Genomic DNA, 17880 nt, shown 5'->3' on the forward strand with positions numbered 1-17880 from the left:
TGCGGTTGGATGCATTGGCGGGAGATCATTTCTTTCCGGCCTTGAGGTCGGCCACGGCCTTCATGATCCGGCGAGCTCGTGTTTCCGCCGTCTTGGCGTCGCCGATCGGCTCCACGTATCGGCGCTGTGCGCTGTAGTTCAGCGTGCCGTAGAACGCCTGCGCTTCCGGTTCGGCGGCCAGGGCGGATGCGAGGTCGTCCGGGACTTCGACGATGCGGGGCTGGGTGTCCAGTTCAACGTCCACTTCCACCGTGTCACCGGACGCTACGCCGGTGAAGTCCCGGTTCGCGGTGCTCACTCCAATCAGGTACTGCCCGCCCATGACCGCAATGCTGCTCCGGTAGCTCTTGCCGTTGAGGGTCACCACCACCGGCGGACGCTTGCCCGCCCCCAGTTCCGCCACCACCTCCTCGGGGACCTCAATGCCTGCCTTGTTGCCGCTGCCCACGATAGTGGTGGTGAATTTCATGGGCCAAGTATGCCCCGGCGCCCCGAATCATGGGAAGGACACGAACCATGGGAAGGAAGGGGCCGCCGGGAAGGAAGGGCCTGCCGGGACAGTGGACGGCAGCGTGGATGCAAAACAGCAGGCCCTGAACCGGGGGATTCAGGGCCTGCTGCGGCTGTGCGGATTCCGGGGAATCGGTTTAGTACCAGTTGTGTGACAGGTGGAAGTTCAGCGCACCGCACGGCGACTGGTAGCGCTCCTGGATGTAGTTCAGGCCCCAGTTGATCTGTGTGCGGTAGTTGGTGAGGTAGTCCGCGCCGGCGCTCGCCATCTTCTCGGCAGGCAGCGACTGGACGATGCCGTATGCGCCGCTGCTGGCGTTGGTTGCCGTGGTGGTCCAGTCGGATTCCTTGGTCCACAGCGTCTGCAGGCACTGCATCTGGTCCGCGGACCAACCGTGGCTGGCCAACTGGCCGGCGGCGTAGGCCTGCGCTCCGGCGGGGTCATTCACGGCTACAACAGGCGCCGGCTCCGGTGCGGCGGCCGGCACGGGTGCAGGCGCTGGCACGGGTGCAGGCGCTGGCGCGGGTGCAGGCTCGGCGGCCTGCGGGGCTACGCTGATTTCTGCAGCGGCAGGTTCCGGTGCCGGTTTGGCCTGCATCTGGGCCTTTTCCATCGTCAACTGGGACTCGATGTCGGCAGTGGACAGCTTCTGGGTGTCGCTGACCGCTGTGAGGCCGCCGGACTCGGACACCTGGCCTGCTGCGCCCAACCCGACGAGGAGTGCGAGCGCCGTACCGACTACGGCCACGCGCTGTCCCAGGGAGGGAATGCGGTTGCGGAGTTTATTTGACCCGTCCTGCGGGCGCGTTTGTACCTTGGATTCAGACATGATTGATCGCCTCTCACACCTGCGGAGTTAGCTGTCGGGTTCGGATGAGGGCATCCGGCCGCACGGAACATCACGTGCTGGCTTCACCCCAAGGGCACTAAAAGCCCGGGACTCTGGGTCCCCCGCCTCTGCCTCGATCGAACGGAATCCGGGGAGTGGCAGAGCTTGGCGTCATCCGGATGAGAGGTCCTATTGGCGGCCTCACTCTATCGACGGTACAGGAGCCGACCGCATAAGTCACATTTTGGTAACGAGCATCACGATGGCGGCGTGTTGCCTTGTGGTGTTCGGCGGACTTTGAGTGCGGGAAGACTTTCCGCTTTCAAAGGAGGGCCCTGCGTGAGTGCGCAGGGGCCATTCAGTGCACGTTCTATCCGGTCAGCGCGTAGACAGTGGTTCCGCCGATGGTCTGGGCCGGGAAGGTCGCTGCCACCCATTGTGCTATCTGAGAGGGAGCGTCCGATCCGCTGGTGGACCGCATCGTTCCGCCGGCAATGAAGTAGTGGACCTTACCTTGCCTCAACAGATCCTGGAACTGGGCAAGGCTGGGGGAGGGGTCTGTTCCATTGAAGCCACCCACGGGCATAACCGGCAGTTCCGTGGCCAGCTGGTAGCCGGCGGCATTGTTGGAACCTACGACGGCGGCGGCCCAGGTGTAGCGGGAAGCGTCGCTTTTCAGCGCTGCAACAAGCTCGGACGACGGCGTGGTGGCACCTAGGAGGCCACCCATTCCGCCGGCCTGCCGGCCTGTGCCGCTCGGCCGGTTGCCGTTGCCCTTGGCATTGGCGTTGCCGTTGGCGTTGCCGTGGGCACCGAAGCCGTTGCCGTTTGCGCCGTTGCGTGCCCCTCCAGCGGGGCTGCCTATTCCGCCGGCAGCAGGGCCGCCCGGACGGAAACTGTCGGCGCTCGTAGCCGGTCCGGCGCTAACGATCGCGCCGCTGTGAGCGACGGCCGCCGTTGACAGCGAGAAGGCCAGCGGTCCGGAGAGGGAGGCAGCGACGGCGAGGACCGCCGTCGTCCGCTGAACGGAACGGAACGGCATGTACCTGCCGGACAGCACACCTGCGGCGCCGGCGAGCCCGCACGTCAGGACCAGCCAGCGGAGCCACGGACCGTAGGCAGAGGTGGTGCCCAGCAGGGCGAAGGCCATGAATGCCGCAGCCGCCACGGCGGCTGAGAGAAACAGGGCTGCGACGGGCTGCCGCCGGTGCTGCCACAGAAGGACACCGCCCAGCCCGGCCAGCCCCGCGATGCCGGGCGCCAGCGCCACCGCGTAGTAGGGGTGGATAATGCCCGCCATGAAACTGAACACCAGCCCGGTGACCAGCACCCACGAGCCCCACACCATGACCGAGGCCCGGACAGCGTCCGTGCGCGGTGCGCGGCGGCCAACCCACAGCAGGCCGGCGGCGAGGAGCAGCACGGAAGGCAGCAGCCACGCTATCTGGCCGCCGAATTCGGTGTTGAACATCCGCAACAGGCCGGGAATGCCCCATCCGTTGCCGCCGCCCACGCTTCCGGTTTCCTCGCCGGTCAGGCGGCCTAAACCGTTGTAGCCGAGCGTGAGCTCAAGGATCGAGTTGTTCTGCGAACCGCCGATGTAGGGCCGCAGGTTCGCGGGCGTCAGCTCCACTGCGACGAGCCACCAGCCGGCCGCGACCAGCATGGCTCCGCCCGCCGCCGCCAGATGCAGCAGGCGCCGGCCGATTCGTCCCGGAGCCGCCAGAGCGTAGGCCGCGGCAAAACCGGGAAGCACCAGCAGTACCTGGAGCTGCTTGGTTAGGAACCCGAAGCCCAGGAACACCCCGGCCAGCGTCAGCCAGCGCACCCTGCCGTCCTGGATAGACCGGATCGTCGCGTATCCGGCAGCAGTCATGAGCAAGACCAGCAAGGCGTCGGGATTGTTGAAACGGAACATCAGCGTGGCCACCGGTGTGATGGCCAGAACCACTGCCGCCAGCAGGCCGGCCCGGTGTGCCAGCCGGGTATCGCCGGTGGCCGGTGCCGCCGCCCGCCGTACCGCGAGATACAGCAGCCAAGCCGTGGCTACGCCCATGAGTGCTTGGGGGACCAGGATGCTCCACGAGCTCAAGCCGAAGAGACGGACTGAAAGGCTCATGAACCACAGCGAAGCCGGGGGCTTGTCAACGGTGATGGAATTGGCGGCGTCGGAGGAACCGAAGAACCAGGCATTCCAATCCTGTGAACCGGCCTGCGCCGCCGCTGAATAGAACGCGTTGGCCCAGTCCGAGGCGCCGAGGTTCCAGAGGTACAGCACCGCCGTGGCCGCCAGGACCACCGCCAACTCCAGACGCTGGCGGAGATGTGGTGGACCGCTCTGCGCAAGTCCCGCCTGAGGACGGCCCGCCTCCGGACCGCCGGCGTGCACGCCCGTTATTTCCCGGGGATCGCCGGTGGCGTGACCCGGAATGTTGATGGCCACAGCGTGCTACTTCGCCAGCGCGTACACGGTGGAGTTGCCCACGGTCTGGGCCTGGAAGTTGGCCTGCACCCACGCTGCGACCTCAGAGTTGCCGCCGCGGCCCCCCGTGCCGGCTCCGCGCATGCCCCCGCCACCCATGCCGCCGCCTTCGATGAAATAGCCGATCTCGCCCTTGGACACCATGTCCTGGAACTGCGCGAGCGTCGGGTACGGATCGCCGCCGTTCCATCCGCCCAGGGCGATCACACTGGTATTTGTTGCGAGTTCCAAGCTGGCCGCCTGCGTAGCGCCGGAGACAATCGCGGACCACTTGGTGGTGGTGGTTGAGAGCAACGCGGTCACCGCGGAGTCCGCCGTTCCTTCCCCGCCGGGGCCGCTGCCGTCGTCCCGCAATCCGGCTGTGCGGTTTCCGAAGGCGCCACCGGAGGAACCTGCGGGGCCCGACGTCGGGATGGAGCCCGAGTGCGCGGCGGCAGCAGTCGCCAGCGTCCAGGCCCCGGTCCCCAAGCCTCCCGCAAGGAGTGACACCACGACGACGGCAGCGGCCGAGGCCGGCCGGAACCTGCCCGCGGTGCCATGGGAGTCGAGCCGAAGGATAACCGCTGCAGCGGCGAGGACGCCGAGGAAGACGATGGAAATGCGGAGCCACGGGAGCCAGGACGCATCGCGGCCCAGAAGCACCGCGGACCAGACGGAACTGCCCAGGATGACCACGGCCAGGACGATCCGGGCAGGCCAGTGCGCGCGGCCACGCCACAGCTCCACGGAGCCGATGCCCACCAGGGCTGCGATTGCCGGAGCCAGCGCCACGGCGTAGTAAGGGTGGACGATGCCGCTCATGAAGCTGAAGACCCCGGCCGTGACCAGAAGCCAGCCGCCCCACAGGATCAGCGCAGCACGGGTACGGGAGGTGCGGATTTCCCTGCGGGTGAACCACAGGCCGGCCGCCAGCAGGACCAATGCCGCCGGCAGCAGCCAGGACACTTCGCCGCCGAAGCTGGTACCGAACATGCGCAGTAGGCCCGCGGCTCCGCCGAACCCGCCGTTGCCGCCGCCGAAGCCACCTGCAAGGCCATCCGTCCCACCCGGGACACCTGCGCCTCCCGGACCACCTGCGCCGCCGCCTGGCATGCCCTCGCCCGAGCCGGTGATACGTGACAGGCCGTTGTAGCCGAAGGTCAACTCGAGGAAGCTGTTGGTGGTTGAGCCCGCCATATACGGCCGTGCCGATGCCGGAGTCAGCTGGAACAGTGCCACATAGCTGCCGGCCACTACAAGGATGCCGCCCAGCGCGCCAAGCAGGTGCACTAACCGCCGTCCCAAGGTGGTGGGCGCCGCCCACAGGTATGCCAGTCCGAGGGCAGGAACAATCAGGAATCCTTGCAGCATCTTGGTGAGGAAGGCCAGGCCAACCACTGCTCCGGCAGCCACGAGCCACTTCCAGCCCGCCCGCTCAACGGCACGCGTGGTGAAGTACGCCGCGAGGACCAGGCAAAGAGTGAGCATGGCGTCGGGGTTGTTGAACTTGAACATCAGCGCCGCTACGGGCGTCAGCGCGAGGGCGCCCCCGGCCAGCAGGCCGGCCCCCGGCCCGGACACACGTTTGACGGTCAGGTAGAGGATTCCGACGGCGGCGACCCCCATGAGTGCCTCAGGGACCAGCATCCTCAGCGAAGAGAAACCGAAGATCCTGCCAGCAAGGGCGGGGATCCACAGCGCCGCCGGGGGCTTGTCCACCGTGATGGCGTTGCCGGCGTCGAGTGAACCGAACAGCAACGCCGTCCAGTCTTTGGTTCCGGCCTGGATGGCAGCAGCGTAGAAGGAGTTGCCGTATCCGGTGGCCGCAAGGTCCCACAGATAGAGGATGGCGGTGGCCACCAGCAGACCCGCGGCCGAAGGCCGGACCCAGCGGGGCTGGCTGCCGAAAGCGAAGCGGGTCCACCGCGTGCCGGGACCCGCGCTGCCGCGAACTGAATCTCCGGAATGTGCCTGTCCGGGATGTGCCTGTCCGGATTGTGCGGCGGCGGGCTGCCCTGCAGGGACGTTCGGCGGCGCATTCCCGGCGGGGCCGGTGCCTGACGGGGTGATGGTGGAGGTCATGATGCTGCCGTTTCCGTCGAAGTGGTGGTGGGGGCTGCGGCCGCTGATACTGCGGCTGATGCGGGCGAAGCTTGGAATGCGGGCGAGCCGGGTGATGCGGGAGAAGCGTGGGATGCTGGCGAACCGGGAGCCGCAGGGGCTGCCGGCCCGCGGAAGACCCACAGCCGGAACAGCAGGAACCTCACGGCGGTCGCGGCGAGGTTTGCGCCCACCACGGTGAGGACTTCCGCCCAGCGGTCGGGCGTCGTCGTACTGTGCACCAGGGCGAGGGCACCCGAGGTGAGCAGCAGGCCGATGCCGAACACGATCAGCCCCTCGAAATGGTGCCGCACCGGGTTCCCGCCCTGGATGCCGAAGGTGAACCGCCGGTTGGCGGCGGTGTTGGCCACCGCAGTGATGAGCAGGGCCACGAAATTCGCCAGCTGGGGGTCCAGGAACCCGCGGCCGAACAGGAAAATGAGCAGGTAGGCGAGCGTGGAGGCGGCGCCGATGGCACCAAACCTGACCAGCTGGCCGAACAGGCTGCCCACACGCGTCTGCTCGGCGGCACGGAATGAAGCCGGCAGCGGGCCGCGGGCCAGGGCCGCACGCAGTTCCGGCACGGGGATGCGGCCGTAGACCAGGTCCCGGGTCAGCCGGGCCATGCCGCGGAGGTCTGCCACGGCGGTGCGGACGAGGTCAACGCTGGAATCGGGATCGTCGGTCCAGTCCACCGGGACTTCATGGACGCGCAGTCCGCAGCGTTCGGCGAGGACCAGGAGCTCCGTGTCGAAAAACCACGAGTTGTCCAGGGTGTAAGGCAGGATCTGCTGCGCGACGTCCGCCCGGATGGCCTTGAAGCCGCACTGCGCGTCGCTGAACCTGGCACCCATGAAGGAATGGAGCATGAGATTGTAGCTGCGGGAGATGAATTCCCGCTTGGGCCCGCGGATAACCCGCGAGTTGCGGGTCAGCCGCGTGCCGATCGCGAGGTCCGAATGCCCCGAGATCAGCGGGGCCAGGAGGGGTGCCAGCGCGGCAAGATCCGTGGACAAGTCGACGTCCATGTAGGCAAGGACCGGCGACGGCGAGGCCAGCCACACTTTCCGCAGGGCATTGCCGCGTCCCTTTTCCCCGAGGTGGACCACCACGAGCTCCGGAAGCTCCCGGGCCAGGCGTTCGGCGATCTTCAGGGTTCCGTCCGTGCTGGCATTGTCCGCCACGGTAATACGGAAGCTGTGCGGAAAGGACTCCCGCAAGTGGGCGTGAAGCCGGTGCAGGCATTCCTCCAAGTCGCGCTCCTCGTTGAAGACGGGGATCGTGACATCGAGGACCGGGATCGCGGTGCGGGTGTCCACCGGGGCACGCCGCCCGGCGGGCCGCCGGGACGGGAGGCTCGGCGGCGCCACTGCGGCGTCCGGCAGGCTTCCTGAGGTGGGGTCGGTGAGCGTCATGAGTCAAGACTGGCGCCGGTTCATTTGAGGCCTTTAGGCGCAACCTGTGACGTGCCTGTGTAAGTCAGCTGACCTGCCGGACTCAGGCTGCCGCAGCCTTGGATCCGGGCAGCCGGATGGCGAACTCGGTCCGGCCGGGACGTGAGGTCAGTTCAACACTCCCGCCGTGGGCCTCCACAATGGATTCCACGATGGAGAGCCCCAGCCCGGATGAGCCCTCCAGGCCGGAGCGGGCAGCGTCCGCGCGGGCGAAGCGCGAGAAGATCCTGCTTTGGAACTCCGCCGGAATGCCCGGCCCGTCGTCGGTGACTGTGACCACAACGCTGCCATCGGCTGACCGCATCAGGCCGGTGGCCACCGTGGTGCCGGCCGGTGTGTGCTTGCGCGCGTTGGACAGCAGGTTGGCCAGGACCTGGTGGAGCTGGGTGTTGTCCCCCCGGACGGTGATGGGTTCGGCCGGGAGCTTCAGCTGCCAGACGTGGTCCGGGGCCATGACCTTTTCGTCGCTGACGGTCTCGACGACCAGTTGGGTAAGGTCTACATCCGTGGTCTCGGGAGCCTTGCCTTCGTCCAGCCTGGCCAGCAGCAGCAAGTCCTCCACCAGTGTGGTCATTCGTTCGGACTGGCTCTGCACCCGCCCCAGCGATTTTCGGCCGTCCTCGGTAAACGTCTCGGTCATGCGCATCAGCTCCGTGTAGCCGCGGATGGCTGTCAGCGGGGTGCGCAGCTCGTGGGACGCGTCCGCTACGAATTGGCGCACCTTAGTTTCGCTGCGCTGGCGGGCTTCCAAGGCGCTGGAGACGTTGTCCAGCATGAGGTTCAGTGCGTGTCCCACACTGCCCACTTCCGTACTCGGATGGGCGGCCGACGGCGGCACGCGGACCGCCAATGCCACCTCGCCGGCGTCGAGTGGCAGCTTGGACACCTTCGTAGCCACATCAGAGAGCTGCTCCAGCGGCCGCATGGTGCGGCGGATCAGCGCGGTCCCCGCAAGCCCGATCAGGACAAGCCCACCCAGCGACACCAACACCATCGTCAGCACAAGCGAGGCCTCGGTGCTGTGTTTTGTCGCCAGCGGCAGGCCGGTAATGACGACGTCGCCGAAGGGCGTCTCCGTGGCCATCAGCCGATACTCGCCATTGGAGAGTCCCCGGTCCACCGGGCCGCTGTTGTGGGGGAGCGCCTGAAGAACGGCGACGTCACGGGACGTCAATGCCGTTCGGGTTGCATCCGATGTCAGGAAACCTGCTTCTCTGCTGACTTGACCTCCCACTACCCGCGCGTTAAGCGTTCCCACGCTCTGCCCGCGCGCGTCCAAGGGGTCTGGCCGCCCTGACGGGTTGCCCTCGGGTGGGCGGCCGCGGGAGGCCAGCATCAGCTGCGCGTCCAACTGGTTCGTGAGGACCACGTCCATGGAGGCGTAGCTGACTATGCCGATAGCGCCCGAGATGGCCACCAACAGGGCCATCGAGAGCAAAATAAGGCGGGTGCGGAGGTGCCAGGTGGACGGGTTGAGCCAGGGCCGGCCGGATTGCCTGGGAACACCGGAAAGCGCGGACATACGGTGGCCGGCTAGTCTGCAGGCTTGATGACGTAGCCGGCGCCGCGCACGGTGTGGATCATCGGTGGGTGGTTGGCCTCGATTTTCTTGCGCAGGTAGGAGATGTACAGTTCCACGATGTTGGCCTGGCCGCCGAAATCGTAGTCCCACACCTGGTCCAGGATCTGGGCTTTGCTGACCACCCGCTTGGGGTTCTCCATGAGGTAGCGCAGGAGCTCGAACTGGGTTGCCGTCAGCTGGATCTCGTCGCCGCCCCGGGTGACTTCCCGCGTGTCCACGTTCAGGCTCAGGTCACCCACCACCAGTTCTGCGGTATCCATGGCCGCCACGCCGGAACGCTGGACCAGGCGGTGGAGGCGCAGCAGGACCTCTTCCATGCTGAAGGGCTTGGTGACGTAGTCGTCGCCGCCGGCGGCGAGCCCGACGATGCGGTCCTGGACATCGTCCTTGGCGGTGAGGAAAAGCGCGGGTACCTCCGGCGCGAAGGCGCGGATCCTGCCCAGCAGCTCCACGCCGTCGAACCCCGGCAGCATCACGTCCAGCACCAGGACGTCAGGGTGGAAGTCCTTGGCGAGCTTGACCGCCGTGGGTCCGTCCCCCGCCACTGCCACGGACCAGCCGGCCATACGCAAACCCATGCTCATGAGCTCGGACAGGCTGGGTTCGTCGTCCACCACGAGGGCGCGGATCGGCGACCCGTCCGGATGCGTGAGCTGCGGAAGGTTGTTGGTCATGGAGTGCGGGGATGCCATGGGACAACTCTCTGATCTACCGGTTTGCCGGGGCTTTGCGGTTCCTGTGTGCGTGCTGTGAGTTCCAGCGTAGCCACCTGCCGGTAGCGGCGATACGCGGGGGCCGCGGGAAACGGTCCCAGATCACAGGCAGGTTTGCCCTGCTGCACAGCATGCGCACAGCAACGCGGCCGACGCTGTTGGGACAACCGTAGCCAGCAGTACCGACTTCCTCTGGAGAAAAGCCATGGATCAGCAGAACAACGCCGCAGTCCCGGAGGCCGCAGCCGATAGCGGACAGCCACAGGTCTCGGCATCGGCGGGACAAGGCATGCCGGCACCGGTTTGGGAGGGCGCAAACGCCGGGACGGGTTGGGGCGCACCGCAGCCTTTCTCCCTGCAGAATTCCCCTGGTAGCCGCGGAAAGAGGACCTGGACGGCGAAAAAGGGCATGGCCGTAGGTGGCGTGGCGGTAGTGGTCGCCGCAGCAGCAGGTGCCGGCGCTTATGCGGCCGGGAATGGTACGAGCGCGGCTGCGGCCAACAGCCAGGCCGCAGGTGCCCAGAGCCAGTTCGGGCCCGGAAGCCAAAGCGGCATGCCCGGGCCTGGCGGTGCAGCAGGCGGAATGGACGGCGGCCCCAGCGGTTTGGGAATGGGGATGGGCGGCCTCACTGCTGCCATCCATTCCGAGTACGTCATTCTTCAAGACTCGAGCTATGTGACCATGGCCGGCCAAACGGGAACCGTCACGGGCATCTCGGGGGAGTCCCTAACCGTCAAAAGCGATGACGGCTTTACCCGCACCTATGCCGTGGGCTCCGACGTGCAGGTCTCGGAGGGAATGCGGGAGCGCAGGGGAACCGCCGGCAGCACGCTCGGCCTGTCCGATGTTACCGCCGGTGCCAGCGTCCGCGTTACCGCCATTAAGGAGTCTGATTCCTACCGGGCAGAGTCCATCCAGTTGGCAATGTCCGGGACGTCCACCGCCCCGAACTCCGGCACGTCCGTCACACCGAGCACGGGCACCACCACGAACTAGGCCTCTGGGGCCGGTCGGTCCTCTAGTCCGTCCTATTGTTGGCAGCGCCGGCGCTGCCGGGTCCCGTCCGCGTGCGTATGAATCGTGCCCGGGTGGGAACATCCACGGGGGAGATTGGACAACGCACCCTGGCCGGTGCGGTGATTTTACGTCAAGCGCGTGAAGTTCCCCACGATTTCAGGATGGTCTCGAATTTCGAATAATATTCTTTAAATGGCGATTTGGGAGCCGCTATTCATGAATCCTGCAGCACAGAGGCCCACTCGCCGAATTGTGATACGAGGCACATTATTGTCGCTTTGTCTCACGATGTGGACGAACGGCGCCTTTGTTACTTGCAAGTTTTCATTGTTACGTTGCACACTTCAATTGTGAACAAGAACTCAACAGCAACTGCAGCCGCAGAATATTGGCCCAGCACATCCGCTGCTGCCGACATGCGCTGTTGTCGAATGCACGCCTGACCTTCAAACCCCTCGAAGTTCCTAGGCATTCGCCTTCCCAGTCCAGAGTCGGGCGCCCTCCCAGATTTTCATTGCGGGCAACCCCAGCATTCGAGCCGCAACGACGGCCATTCACATTGAGGTAAGCATTCATGTCAGTTGCATCCGGATACGTCCACATCTCCGTCCGTAACGCAGGTAAGCCCAGCCAGGCTTCCGGGCTCCGTCAAGGTTTCGGCACCCGCCAGGCGTTCCCGCCGGCCGCTGCCGGAAGCAGTTTCCCCGCCCCCGGATACGTCCCCCAGGGCTACAACCCGAACTCCTACGGCCAGTTGCGCGCCGTGCAGCCGACCGAAGCTGCCCCGCTCACCGCGCCGACGCCGGTTGTTGCAGGGAACAACGCCGCCAGGCCCGCGAACGACAACCTCGCCCGGGGATTCGTCCTCTACATGGGGATCGACGAGGAGACCGCGGCGGCCGCCGGAACCTCCATCGCCAAGCTTGCCCAGGAAATCCGCGCCTACGCACAGTCCCTCGTGACCGGTGCCGAAAGCTACGCTGCCGTGGCCATGGCTCCGGCCGGCACCCCCGGCTCCGCGCTCGACGTCGTCCGTTCCACCTTCGGTGACCCGACCGTCAATGCCCAGAAGCGCACCGAAACTGCACGCCTGCAGCAGGCCGCAGAGCCCCGTCCGTCCGGCGTCCTCATCGACCTGGCCCGACGCGAAGTCCACCTCGACGGTGAATCCCTGAACCTGACCTTCAAGGAATTCGAACTCCTCAACTACCTCGTGGAAAACGGCACCCGCACCGTTGGCCGCGATGAACTGCTCGAAGGCCTATGGCGCAACGCCGAGGAAGTGCCCAACGAGCGCACCATCGACGTCCACATCCGCCGCCTTCGCTCCAAGCTCGGCCGGCTCGCCAACACCGTGCGCACCGTCCGCGGCCAGGGCTACCGGTTCTACGAGCACCCCGAAGTTGTTGTCTGGGCCGCTCCGGAATACTCGATCTAGTCCTTCAGCGACGCACGAAAGCGGCATTTCGCCGTGCCTTAGACACCTCCTTCGTTCCTCAGTCGGCGATGCGGCACTACGCGAAACGTCGCTTTCGTGCGTTCGGGCCCGCGCGCATTGGCCTCCGCGGCTATGGGTCGACGGCGGCGCCGTGAGGCCTGCTGGCGTTAGGCTTGGGGCATGAGTGACCACCACATCAAACGCTTGGTGATCATGCGCCATGCCAAGGCTGACTGGCCCGGCGGGGTTGCGGATCATGAGCGGCCGCTGGAGGAGCGCGGACACCGGGAGGCGCCGCTGGCCGGGAAGTGGCTGGTCAAGCACCAGATCCTTCCGGACTTCATCCTGTGCTCCAGCGCGTTGCGCACCCGGCAGACGTGCACGTGGGTATGCGCCGAGTTGGGGGACAAGGCCCCGACGCCGAAACTCGAGGACGGCCTCTACGCCGCCTCAGCGCTGCGCATGCTCGCCGTGGTCAACCATGTGCCGGACACCGTGACCACACTGATGCTCATCTCACACATGCCCGGAGTCCAGGACCTCGCCATGCACCTGGCGTCACGGGACTCGAACCACGATGCCTACATGGACGCCGCCACCCGCTACCCCACCAGCGCCCTGACGGTGCTGGAAACGGAAAAGTCCTGGGCCGAACTCGACGGCCAGGACGCCCGAATCACCAAATTCAAGGTTCCGCGCGCCCACTGAGGCGCGGCAGTCTGTCAGAGTTGAACGGTGAACCTCCGACACTCCCTCCTGGCCCTGCTGGTCGCCGTTCTCTGGGGCGTTAACTTCGTGGCCATCGACATGGGCCTGCATCCGGACAGCGGTGACGTTCCGCCGCTCCTTTTCGTGGCCATGCGGTTCGTCCTGGTGGTCTTCCCCCTGATCTTCTTCATCCGGAAGCCGGACGTGAGCTGGAAGGCGATTCTCGGCGTCGGGCTCTTTATGAGTGCCGGCCAGTTTGGCCTCCTGTATTTGGCCATGGCCCTTGGCATGCCGGCCGGCCTTGCCTCGCTGGTGCTTCAGGCGCAGGTGCTGCTGACGGTCCTCCTGTCGGCCGGGTTCCTGGGGGAGCGTCCCAGCCGGAGCCAGCTGTTCGGGGTTGTTCTTGGCGTCGCCGGACTGGCCGTGGTGGCTGTGGGCCGCAGTGCAGTGGCGCCCCTGCTGCCGCTGATCATTGTGCTGGGCGCTGCGCTGTCCTGGGCCGCCGGAAACGTCATCGCCCGCCAGGCCAAGGCGGCGTCGGGGCTGGGCCTGGTGGTCTGGTCCGGGGCTGTGGTTCCGGTGCCGCTCGCCGGACTTTCGCTTCTGGTGGACGGCCCGGACGCCGTGCTCGGAACGCTGGCCCACCTGCAGCCCGTCACCATCGCCAGCGCGCTGTACACGGCGATTTTCGGGTCGTTGGTGGGGTACGGGATCTGGAACCGGCTGCTTGCCCGCTACCCGTCGTCGGCCGTTGTTCCCTTCACCCTCCTGGTGCCCGTGGTGGGGATGAGCGCGGCGTGGCTGCTGCTGGCGGAGATACCGACGCCGGCCGAACTGGCTGGCGGGGCGCTGCTCCTGGGCGGGGTGGCGACGGCGGTACTCACCCGAGGGGGCAGTCCGCGTCAGCGCCGGGACGTGGTTTTGGCGCCGGACTTTGGTGCTGGTGGTGGCACCGGCTTGGGCTTACGCACCGGAGATGCGGACGACGGCCGTTTGGCTGCCGCCGCCGGCAATCGGGCGGGCGCGCGGGAGCCGGAGACGCGCTGAGCGGTTGCCCCGGTGCCGCGGGGTGCCACGGTCCGGGTTGCAGATTTGCGGTCGGCTGAAATGCCCCGGGCTGGGGGGCGGCCCTTCGGCGGAGAAGGCCTGCGGCCACCTGCAGCCACCGGCCGGCTCCCCGCGCCGAACCGACGTCCTGAGGGCCAGGCCACGCCCAGGAACAGGACCAGCACGGTGGCGACAGCTGAGGCGGCGGCCCAGAAGAAGTAATTGTCGGGGTCGTCGGTGGGAAGTGGCGTACCAATAATGGTCGACTGATCCACGAAGGCGAGTTCCCAGGTGCTGAGGAAAGCCAGCGAAAAAGCGATGGTCAGGCTGCTGCCCACGCTGGTGGCCACCAGGGCGATATGCCGGCGCTGGAGCAGCACTTCGGCCACTGCGGCAACGTACGCCACGGCCACGAGCCCCAGGAACGTGACCATCACGGCTTCCTCGAGCGTGATGGCGGTAAGTACCAGCATGCCCAGGGCGGCGACGGCCGTGATGAGGGCGAACTTTCCGCTGATACCCATGTGGCGCATGGGATCAATCATCCCCGAGGGTGGAGTTACTTCAGCACGTAGCCGCGCATGATTGCCATGATTGCTGCAACGCTTTGATCACGGCTCCGCTCCGGGTTGTACGTCACCCGGTCCAGGCCCACCACAAAGCAGGCACCGAAAATTGCCGTCTCCAGGCTGCCCCGCGAGACTGTTCCGTCGACAGGGTGGACGGCGGCCACAGCCTCGATGGCGTCCCCGATGACTGCCAGGAGTTCGGCCCTGAGCACGGCAAAGGTATCCTGCCACACGCTGGGAGTGCGCCAGTTTTCACTGACCCACAGCCTCGCGAAGGACGGATAGTCGGCCATGAAGTCCATGGCCTGGCCGATCATTGCTTCCATGGCCACCAGGGGATCAACCGCGGGACCACCCGCGGCGCCGGGCTCACTGGGCGCGCTGAGCAGGCGCGCCTTCAGGATGTCCACGCCATACCGCAGCAACTGCGCGATCAGGTCCGATTTACTGCCGAAGTTGTAGTAGACGGTTCCTTTGGAAACACCTGCCGCGGCGGCGATCTCGTCCACGGTCACACCGGCTGCACCCCGCTCGCCGATCAGCTCCATGGAGGCGTCGAACAGCTTCTGCCGGGTGGCGTTAGTCCTGGCGGGGCGGAGTTTCTTCTCCGCCGCACCATGGTCCGGCAGCACGGCGCTCATACGGCAATCTCGGGCTTGAGTGTCTTAAGGGTCCAATACTTGTGCTTCCGGACCGCGAAGGTGGACATCGCGGCGCCCAGCAGCGTGTAGCCGAGCAGCCCCAGGACAGTTGGCACAATCATCGACAAATCCGCGCCGTAGATGAGATGCCGCATGCCGGTCACCACGTAGCCCATGGGGAGGACCTCGTGCACCACGTGCAGCGGCTGCGGCGTGGTCTGCCACGGGAAGGTTCCGCCCGACGATACCAGCTGCAGCACCAGCAGGATCAGCACCACCATCTTGCCGGGCGACCCCAGCAAAGCAACCACACCCTGGATGATGGCGCTGAACGCCATCGCCGCAGCCAGCATGAACAGCCACATCAGGACCGGATGCGCCGGTTTCAGACCCAGCGCCAGGTTCACCACCAAGGTCAGGAGGGTGGCCTGGACTACTGAGACGGCCAGGAACGGAAGCCACCCGCCCACGGCAATTTTCCAGGAAGGGGCGTTCGAAGCCAGGGCCCGCTGGGTGATGGGCCGCATGGCCTGGACCAGCATAAAGATTCCGATCCACAGTGCAAGGGTCAGGAAGAAGGGTGCCAGCCCCGCGCCGTAGGAGTCCGCTTTAGCCTGGGAGACGTTGCTGACTGCAACAGGATCAGCGATCACCTGGGACAGACTGTTCTTCTGCGCATCGTCGGGATTGGGCACCTGCCCGGCACCCTTGGCAATTTCGGTGGCGAGCGTCCGCGACCCGTCAGCGGCCGTAACGGTGCCAGCCTCAAGCTGCCCCGCGCCGGCGTCGAGCGTCTTGGCCCCTTCCGCCAAGCGGCCGGCTCCGTCGAGGGCGCTCTGCTGGCCGGTGGCCAGCGTGGCAGCGCCAGTGTGGAGCTGATCGGCACCGGCTGAAGCCTGAGCCACCGCGTCTTTCAAGGCCGGCGTGGCCGAGGCGAGCCGGGCAGCGCCCACACTCACGGCCGAGGCGCCGTCCGCCAGCTGCTGGACCTGGGCGGCGTCGGCCTGGATGGTGGTCTTCGCCGCGGCCACCGGGCTGGACGCTGCGGCGTTGTCGAAATCGGCCAGAATGCTGTTCGCCTGGTCCTGTGTGATCACCCCGGCGGCGACGAGGCGGGTGTTCGATTCGATCACCCGTGCCCGCAGCCCCTGGTCCGCCGCATCCAGTTGGGTGACGACGTTCTGGACTTTGGTGTTCAACTGGGCGTTCCCCGCGGCCACGCTCGCGGCACCGTTGGCCAGGGTCCGGGTGTCCGTGGGGAGGGTGGCGGTCTTGTCCTTCAGGAGGGTGAGGCCGCTGCTGAGCTGTCCGGCGCCGTCGGTCAGCCGGTTGGCGCCGTCACGCAGTTTCAGAAGACCGTTGTAGAGCTCCGCGGCACCGTTGCTGAGTTCGGTGGTACCTGTGTGCAGTTTGGTGGCCCCGTCGCGGAGGGCGGCAACCCCGTCGGCCAGTTGTCCGGCCCCGTCTCCTGCCTTGAGCATCTGGGCATGGATGGTGCCGAAGCCCGTGAGGAGCTGGCTTGCGGTCTCTTCGCCCACCTCCTTGGCGACGGTGTTGTGGACGGCGGTGGTCAGCTTATCCACGATGGTGCTCAGCAGGTAGTTGTTGGCATCGTTGGTGGTGACGTTCAGCATCGCCTGGCTGGCTGAATCGAAGCTGCCCGGTGAGACCAGGTTGGTGGAGAAGTCCTGGGGGATCTTCAGCGCAAACGCGTACTTGCCGCTGCTGACACCCTCGTCCGCCTCTGCGGCCGTGCTGACCGGTTTCCAGTTGAAGACATGGCCGTCGATCAGCCCGTCTGCCACCTTTGTTCCGGCGTGAAGTTCGGTGCCGTCGCCCGAGGTGGCTCCGGCGTCCTCCACCACCAGGGCGGCGTCGATCTGGTTCAGGTTCCCGTAGGGGTTCCAATTGGCGTACAAGTACACGGCGCCATACAGGAGCGGCACCATGATCAGGGCAAGGATGGTCAGCTTCGGCAGTAGCCCGCCGGTCATCCGCTTCAGTTCGGAACGGGCCAGCCGCAACACGGTCACTTGGCGTCCTCAGTTTCGCGTAGGAAGGCTTCTGTTTCGTCAGCCCGTGCAGGTTCGCCCATCGGGGCAGGCCGGGTCGGGGCAGGTTCCACGGCGGCCGGCGTTTCCTCCGGCCGCCAGACCGCGTTGCCGATCACGGCAGCCGGTCCCGTCCACGAGTCCGGGAGGGCGGTGACGGTAGCGACGACGGCGAGTGGCCGGCCGCCGTCGTACGCCAGCGCTTCCAGCCGCGGCAGCCAGTCCGCAGCGCTGGCACTGTGCCGGTCCGGGGAATCCACCACCAGCAGGTCCGTGCGCGGGTTGGCCAGCGCCAAGGCCGTCAGGAGCTCCATCCGTTTTCCGGCGGGCAGCTGCTCGGTCCAAAGATCCGCGATGTCCCCAAACCTGTTCACCTTGAGCCAGGGTTTGCTGAGGAGCGCGCCGCGGTAGCGCCGGGGGACCAGTGCGAGGTCCTCGGTCACCAGGTCGCGCACGCTCAAGTGCTGCTCGAGTTCGTTCACACCAGGGGAGTCGACCAGGGCGCTGGCCAGCCGAAGGGCCTTGGTGCGGGAGCTGCCGGCCCATGTGACCTGGCCACCGCTGGGCTTCATGCGTCCGCTGATGGTCAGCGCAAGGGCGGTCCTTTGGTCCTGCCGGTCTGCTGCCACCAGGAGCAGCTCGCCCCTGCTGACGCTCAGGGAGGTGGGCGGAAGCAGGTCGTCGCGCCGGCCCTTCACATGGAGCTGCTGGGCAAATAACAAGGGTGACCTTTCGAAGACTGATGTCTGCACCCATTC

General features: G+C 66.6%; 14 protein-coding genes and 1 riboswitch. Of the genes, 4 read left to right on the plus strand and 10 right to left on the minus strand.

Features of this window, described 5'->3' with window-relative positions; translation table 11 throughout:
• Positions 1–25: 25 nt before the first annotated feature.
• The 7 genes from AB4Y73_RS16245 to AB4Y73_RS16275 all read right to left on the minus strand — a co-directional run bounded on the left by AB4Y73_RS16245 (position 26) and on the right by AB4Y73_RS16275 (position 9629).
• A complete protein-coding gene (locus tag AB4Y73_RS16245; RefSeq protein ID WP_441872926.1) occupies positions 26–469 on the minus strand; it encodes a YdeI/OmpD-associated family protein in 444 nt (147 codons plus the stop codon).
• Between the two features lie 178 nt (positions 470–647).
• Entirely contained in the window at positions 648–1340 is a 693-nt protein-coding gene (locus AB4Y73_RS16250) for a hypothetical protein (protein ID WP_441872927.1), read from the minus strand.
• A gap of 5 nt (positions 1341–1345) precedes the next feature.
• Positions 1346–1504, minus strand: a riboswitch (cyclic di-AMP (ydaO/yuaA leader).
• Positions 1505–1710: 206 nt separating this feature from the next.
• Entirely contained in the window at positions 1711–3783 is a 2073-nt protein-coding gene (locus tag AB4Y73_RS16255) for an ArnT family glycosyltransferase (RefSeq protein ID WP_441872928.1), read from the minus strand.
• Between the two features lie 6 nt (positions 3784–3789).
• Positions 3790–5883 (minus strand): glycosyltransferase family 39 protein, encoded by a 2094-nt coding sequence (locus AB4Y73_RS16260; protein WP_441872929.1) that lies wholly within the window; start codon positions 5881–5883, stop codon positions 3790–3792.
• The gene (locus AB4Y73_RS16265) at positions 5880–7316 is read right to left on the minus strand and encodes a glycosyltransferase (protein WP_441872930.1); all 1437 of its coding nucleotides are present in this window, start codon (positions 7314–7316) and stop codon (positions 5880–5882) included. Before AB4Y73_RS16265 ends, AB4Y73_RS16260 begins: the two co-directional genes overlap by 4 nt.
• 82 nt (positions 7317–7398) lie before the next feature.
• Positions 7399–8877, minus strand: a complete 1479-nt coding sequence (locus AB4Y73_RS16270) for a HAMP domain-containing sensor histidine kinase (protein WP_441872931.1) — start codon at positions 8875–8877, stop codon at positions 7399–7401.
• A gap of 11 nt (positions 8878–8888) precedes the next feature.
• Positions 8889–9629, minus strand: coding sequence for a response regulator transcription factor (locus AB4Y73_RS16275; protein WP_441872932.1), 741 nt, complete (start codon positions 9627–9629; stop codon positions 8889–8891).
• A 226-nt stretch (positions 9630–9855) separates the two neighbouring features.
• Between AB4Y73_RS16275 and AB4Y73_RS16280 the strand changes: the two genes are divergently transcribed.
• The 4 genes from AB4Y73_RS16280 to AB4Y73_RS16295 all read left to right on the plus strand — a co-directional run bounded on the left by AB4Y73_RS16280 (position 9856) and on the right by AB4Y73_RS16295 (position 13861).
• Positions 9856–10647, plus strand: coding sequence for a hypothetical protein (locus tag AB4Y73_RS16280; RefSeq protein ID WP_441872933.1), 792 nt, complete (start codon positions 9856–9858; stop codon positions 10645–10647).
• A gap of 595 nt (positions 10648–11242) precedes the next feature.
• Complete coding sequence (locus AB4Y73_RS16285; RefSeq protein WP_441872934.1) at positions 11243–12106, plus strand: winged helix-turn-helix domain-containing protein; 864 nt, start codon at positions 11243–11245, stop codon at positions 12104–12106.
• A 180-nt stretch (positions 12107–12286) separates the two neighbouring features.
• A complete protein-coding gene (locus tag AB4Y73_RS16290; RefSeq protein ID WP_441872935.1) occupies positions 12287–12814 on the plus strand; it encodes a SixA phosphatase family protein in 528 nt (175 codons plus the stop codon).
• 27 nt (positions 12815–12841) lie between these two features.
• Positions 12842–13861, plus strand: a complete 1020-nt coding sequence (locus AB4Y73_RS16295) for an EamA family transporter (protein ID WP_441872936.1) — start codon at positions 12842–12844, stop codon at positions 13859–13861.
• A 559-nt stretch (positions 13862–14420) separates the two neighbouring features.
• On the opposite strand, the gene AB4Y73_RS16300 is transcribed toward AB4Y73_RS16295, so the two are convergent.
• Genes AB4Y73_RS16300 through AB4Y73_RS16310 form a run of 3 tightly spaced genes read right to left on the minus strand, consistent with a single transcriptional unit; the run spans position 14421 to position 17844 of the window.
• A complete protein-coding gene (locus AB4Y73_RS16300) occupies positions 14421–15071 on the minus strand; it encodes a TetR/AcrR family transcriptional regulator (protein ID WP_441872937.1) in 651 nt (216 codons plus the stop codon).
• Positions 15068–17104: a YhgE/Pip family protein gene (locus AB4Y73_RS16305; protein ID WP_441872938.1), complete on the minus strand. Its 2037-nt coding sequence runs from the start codon at positions 17102–17104 to the stop codon at positions 15068–15070. Before AB4Y73_RS16305 ends, AB4Y73_RS16300 begins: the two co-directional genes overlap by 4 nt.
• Positions 17101–17844, minus strand: coding sequence for an ABC transporter ATP-binding protein (locus AB4Y73_RS16310; RefSeq protein WP_441872939.1), 744 nt, complete (start codon positions 17842–17844; stop codon positions 17101–17103). Before AB4Y73_RS16310 ends, AB4Y73_RS16305 begins: the two co-directional genes overlap by 4 nt.
• Positions 17845–17880: the final 36 nt, after the last annotated feature.

The sequence above is a fragment of the Pseudarthrobacter sp. TAF60_1 genome, from assembly GCF_052113505.1.
Classification (GTDB): Bacteria; Actinomycetota; Actinomycetes; order Actinomycetales; family Micrococcaceae; genus Arthrobacter.

Bases quoted from the DNA above. Each gene is read 5' to 3' on its own strand.
- AB4Y73_RS16290 (WP_441872935.1), top strand. From the start codon at position 12,287: ATGAGTGACCACCACATCAAACGCTTGGTGATCATGCGCCATGCCAAG.
- AB4Y73_RS16250 (WP_441872927.1), bottom strand. From the start codon at position 1,340: ATGTCTGAATCCAAGGTACAAACGCGCCCGCAGGACGGGTCAAATAAA.
- AB4Y73_RS16275 (WP_441872932.1), bottom strand. From the start codon at position 9,629: ATGGCATCCCCGCACTCCATGACCAACAACCTTCCGCAGCTCACGCAT.
- AB4Y73_RS16265 (WP_441872930.1), bottom strand. From the start codon at position 7,316: ATGACGCTCACCGACCCCACCTCAGGAAGCCTGCCGGACGCCGCAGTG.
- AB4Y73_RS16280 (WP_441872933.1), top strand. From the start codon at position 9,856: ATGGATCAGCAGAACAACGCCGCAGTCCCGGAGGCCGCAGCCGATAGC.
- AB4Y73_RS16270 (WP_441872931.1), bottom strand. From the start codon at position 8,877: ATGTCCGCGCTTTCCGGTGTTCCCAGGCAATCCGGCCGGCCCTGGCTC.
- AB4Y73_RS16260 (WP_441872929.1), bottom strand. From the start codon at position 5,883: ATGACCTCCACCATCACCCCGTCAGGCACCGGCCCCGCCGGGAATGCG.
- AB4Y73_RS16245 (WP_441872926.1), bottom strand. From the start codon at position 469: ATGAAATTCACCACCACTATCGTGGGCAGCGGCAACAAGGCAGGCATT.
- AB4Y73_RS16285 (WP_441872934.1), top strand. From the start codon at position 11,243: ATGTCAGTTGCATCCGGATACGTCCACATCTCCGTCCGTAACGCAGGT.
- AB4Y73_RS16300 (WP_441872937.1), bottom strand. From the start codon at position 15,071: ATGAGCGCCGTGCTGCCGGACCATGGTGCGGCGGAGAAGAAACTCCGC.